The sequence below is a fragment of the Bradyrhizobium sp. genome (assembly GCF_036009065.1).
In the GTDB taxonomy this organism is placed as follows: domain Bacteria; phylum Pseudomonadota; class Alphaproteobacteria; order Rhizobiales; family Xanthobacteraceae; genus Bradyrhizobium.
Genome location: NZ_DASYMN010000409.1, coordinates 1 through 4,517 on the forward strand (window position 1 = coordinate 1; position 4,517 = coordinate 4,517).

The following is a 4,517-nucleotide window of genomic DNA, read 5'->3' on the forward strand; positions in this document are numbered from 1 at the left end:
TTCAGATGCGACTTGTTGAAACCCGTTGGAGCATCGCAATAACTGCAGATTTGCCTGAGGTCAGATCCCCGCAACACCGTCGTTCCTAAGTAGTTGAAATGACTCGGATACATTTTTGGATCAGGCTCTGAGGAGCCGCGCGCTTGCGCGGCGTCTCGAAGGATCGGCTGCGGGTGCTTGTGGCGCATCCTTCGAGGCTCGCCGCAAGAGGCGGCGAGCACCTCAGGATGACGACGGAGATTTAGAGGCACCGGATGTCAGTGCGCTCATCGCGGGCTACTGACCACTTGCTCTCGCTTCAGATTGTAGCATTTTGGAATCTCTGCAGCGATATTGCTCAGATGAAGCACTCGGATTTCAAAATCGGAATGGAGTTCATGACCGCGGCCGGCCGCTGGCGCTGTACCGATGTCGGAACGCGCACCATTGTGGCAATCCGGCTCGATCTCGATCACGACACCTGGTGGTACAGCGGTCCGCCTTACCCGGTGGCGGAGATGGTCTTTGACGAGGACGGGATGGATGATTGCGATCCCGCCCCGCAGAAGCGTACCTTCGATGATAGCGGCAGGGCGCATTTGGTGATTGTTCCACGGACGGCCGCGAAGGAAAAATAGGCCAACCCGTGTTCTCGCCTGTGTATATCCGGGAAGAACGCGCCGATCCTTCGTTTTTCCCCCGCCATCCCTATATGGCTAATCGGTTGGCACCCACCCGCGACTCACCGCACACTCAACCCATGCGCTTCACGCCCGAATTCCTCGATGAGCTGCGCGCCCGGCTTCCGGTTTCGGAAGTCGTGGGCCAGCGCGTCAAGCTGAAGAAGGCGGGGCGGGAGTTCAAGGGGCTGTCGCCGTTCCAGCAGGAGAAGACGCCGTCGTTCACGGTCAACGACCAGAAGCAATTTTATCACGACTTCTCCACCGGCAAGCACGGCAACATTTTTGATTTCGTGATGGAGACCGAAGGCGTCAATTTCGTCGAGGCGGTGGAACGGCTCGCCTCGATGGCCGGCATGCCGCTGCCGGCGGTAACGCCGGACGCCGCGCGGCATGAGCAGCGCCGCAAGACGCTGCATGACGTAATGGAACTGGCGGCAAAATTTTTCGCCGACACGCTGGCCTCGCGGGGCGGCGCCAAGGCGCGCGGCTATCTCGGCGACCGCGCGATTTCACCGGCCACGCAAGTCCAGTTTCGTATCGGCTATGCGCCGGGCGAACGTTTCGCACTGAAGGAGCATCTTGGCCGTGCGGGCATTTCGACCGACGATATGGTCGAGGCCGGACTCCTCATCGCGGGCGACGATATACCGGTGCCCTATGATCGCTTTCGCGACCGCGTGATGTTTCCAATCACCGATCTGCGCGGCCGCGTGATCGCCTTCGGCGGTCGTGCGCTGGAAAAGGACGTCTCCGCGAAATATCTCAACTCACCGGAAACGCCGCTGTTTCACAAGGGCGACAATCTCTACAACCTGGCGACCGCGCGGCAGGCCGCGCATGATGGCGCGCCGCTGGTGGTGGTGGAAGGTTATGTCGATGTCATCGCCATGGTCGGCGCTGGCTTTGCGGCGTCCGTCGCGCCGCTCGGCACTGCGCTCACCGAAAACCAGCTGGCGCTGCTGTGGAAGATGGCCGACGAGCCGATTCTGTGCTTTGACGGCGACAGGGCCGGCCAGAAAGCGGCGTGGCGCGCCGCCGATCTGGCGCTGCCGCATCTAAAACCCGGAAAGAGTCTGCGTTTCGCGCTGCTGCCGGAAGGGCAGGACCCTGATGATCTCGCGCGCTCCGGTGGGCGCGGCGCGATCGAGGAAGTCATTGGCGCCGCGCGCGGGCTCGCCGACGTAATCTGGTCGCGCGAGATCGAAGGCGGCAGCTTTGCGACGCCGGAGCGCCGCGCGGCGCTGGAAGCGCGCATCAACGAACTTTCGAGCGGCATCCGCGATGAAGTGGTGCGGCGCTATTATCGCCAGGATCTGGCCGAGCGCCTGCAGCGGACCTTTGCGCCGGATGGCGTGCGCGGGAACTATGGCCGCGGCGGAACTCGCGGCGGTAATTTCAGCGAATCAGGCCGGCGCTATCAGCCGCGCGGCTCGTTCACCCCCGGCGCGGCAGGGCGATTCGAGCCCCGCGGCAGCCGTTCGCAACCCTCGGCCGGCAGCCAGACCATCAATCGTGGACCTTATCAGGTCGCCAGTCCGCAGCTCGCCTTGAGCCCGATCATGCGCGGGCAGCGCAGCGCATTGTCGCGCCGCGAGGCGCTGATCCTGCAATCCCTGATCAATCACCCCTGGCTGCTGCACGACCACCTCGAGGAGGTGGCGGCGCTGGAACTGGCCCATCCCGAGGCCAACAAATTGCGGGCCGGCATCATCGCCGCCTTCGCCGGCGATCATCACCACGGCGCGGACCCCATCGAGGCCAGCGCGAAAATGCGAGCCGATCTCGGCGCGCGTGGGTTATCTCAATCTCTTCAAAGGGTTGAACGGGCGATCACGACCTCGGCGGTGTGGGGCGCGCAAGCCGGCGCCGCATCGGAGGACGTTCTTTCCACCTGGCACCAGCTGGTTGCCTTGCATCGCCAATGGCACTCATTACTTAGGGAATTGAAGGATGCGGAGCTGGCGTTGGGCGAGGTGGCGAGCGAGGCGAATTACGCCTGGTTGCGCGATGTCAAAGCCCGCCTGTCGGAAGTAGACGGTACCGAAGCCCTGATCGAGGGATTTGGCGAGTCGTCAGGCCGGTTCCAGCGCAGCATGTGATAAAATAAATCATGCGGATTGCGGCCGCCGGAACCGCAAAAAGACTCGCCAAACCCATGGTTTGGCTGCAAAAACAGGGTTAATTGAAGCTTAACGGCCGCAAGGCCAAGACTAACGGCAAATCAGCGAGACAGAATGGGGGGTGGCGATCATTTCCGCCGCCCTTTCCGCGTCGAGATGACATCAGAACAAAAGCGGGCGCGGCGACGTTCCCTGCATGAGCGCGTTCCAGGAGCAATGAATGGCCAGCAAGGCAAAGACGCTGCAGGTGAAGGACAAGGAAAAAGACGACAAGGCCAGCGACGCCCCTGAAAAGGATTCTCCGGACGCGCCCTCGCCGTTGCTCGATCTGTCGGACGCCGCCGTCAAGAAGATGATCAAGCAGGCCAAGAAGCGCGGCTTCGTGACCTTCGATCAGCTCAACGAAGTCTTGCCCTCCGACACCACCTCGCCGGAGCAGATCGAGGACATCATGTCGATGCTCTCCGACATGGGCATCAACGTCTCCGAGGCGGAAGAAGCCGACACCGAGGAAGAGACCAAGGAAGAGGCCGAGGACGAGACCGACAACGAGTTGGTCGAGGTCACGCAAAAGGCCGTCACCGAGGTCAAGAAGTCGGAACCCGGCGAGCGCACCGACGATCCCGTCCGAATGTATCTGCGCGAGATGGGCACCGTCGAGCTGCTCTCGCGCGAAGGCGAAATTGCCATCGCCAAGCGCATCGAGGCCGGCCGCGAGGCGATGATCGCAGGACTCTGCGAAAGCCCGCTGACGTTCCAGGCCATCATCATCTGGCGCGATGAACTCAACGAAGGAAAAATCTTCCTGCGCGACATCATCGATCTGGAAGCCACCTATGCCGGCCCCGACGCCAAGAACAATTTGAATCCGGCGCTGATCGCAGCCCCCCTCGGCGCCGACGGCCAGCCGGCCGCGGACGACAACGGCAGCGACAATGGTGCTGCGATGGCCGCCGCCAACGGCGGCGACGTAAAAGTGTCCGCGCCCTCGCACATCGCACCGCCGGCGGCGCCGCCGTCGCCGACCCCGTTCCGTCCCGCGCCCGCGACAGAGCCCGAAGCCGAGAAGGATCCGGCCGAGGCCGCCGCCGAATCCGACATGGACGACGACGAGTTCGAAAACCAGATGTCGCTTGCCGCCATCGAGGCCGAGCTGAAGCCGAAGGTGGTGGAGACCTTCGACAAGATCGCCGACAACTACAAGAAGCTGCGGCGTCTTCAAGAACAGGATATCGCCAACCAGCTGCAGAGCGAGTCGCTGTCGCCCTCGCAGGAGCGCAAATACAAGAAGCTGAAGGACGAAATCATCGTCGAGGTGAAGTCGCTGCGGCTGAACCAGGCCCGCATCGATTCGCTGGTCGAGCAGCTCTACGACATCAACAAGAAGCTGGTGTCGTTCGAAGGCCGCCTGCTGCGGCTCGGCGACAGCCATGGCGTGGCGCGCGAAGACTTTCTGAAGAACTATCAGGGCTCGGAGCTCGATCCGCGCTGGCTCAACCGCGTCTCGAAGCTCTCGGCAAAGGGCTGGAAGAATTTCGTCCATAACGAGAAGGACCGCATCAAGGAACTGCGCCACGAAATCCAGTCGCTGGCCGCATTGACCGGGCTTGAGATCGGCGAATTCCGCAAGATCGTGCACGGCGTGCAGAAGGGCGAGCGCGAGGCGCGTCAGGCCAAGAAGGAAATGGTCGAGGCCAACCTTCGCCTGGTGATCTCGATCGCCAAGAAATACACC

At 62.3% G+C, this 4,517-nt stretch carries 3 protein-coding genes; all 3 read left to right on the forward strand.

Going from position 1 to position 4,517, the window contains the following annotated elements:
- Positions 1–377: 377 nt before the first annotated feature.
- Positions 378–617: a hypothetical protein gene (locus VGP39_RS24725; protein WP_327570715.1), complete on the forward strand. Its 240-nt coding sequence runs from the start codon at positions 378–380 to the stop codon at positions 615–617.
- Positions 618–739: 122 nt separating this feature from the next.
- The gene (gene dnaG, locus VGP39_RS24730; RefSeq protein WP_327570716.1) at positions 740–2,761 is read left to right on the forward strand and encodes a DNA primase; all 2,022 of its coding nucleotides are present in this window, start codon (positions 740–742) and stop codon (positions 2,759–2,761) included.
- 241 nt (positions 2,762–3,002) lie between these two features.
- Positions 3,003–4,517, forward strand: a 1,515-nt coding sequence (locus VGP39_RS24735) for an RNA polymerase sigma factor region1.1 domain-containing protein (protein WP_327570717.1), incomplete at its 3' end; no start/stop codon positions are given.

Bases quoted from the DNA above. Each gene is read 5' to 3' on its own strand.
- VGP39_RS24725 (WP_327570715.1), top strand. From the start codon at position 378: ATGACCGCGGCCGGCCGCTGGCGCTGTACCGATGTCGGAACGCGCACC.
- dnaG (WP_327570716.1), top strand. From the start codon at position 740: ATGCGCTTCACGCCCGAATTCCTCGATGAGCTGCGCGCCCGGCTTCCG.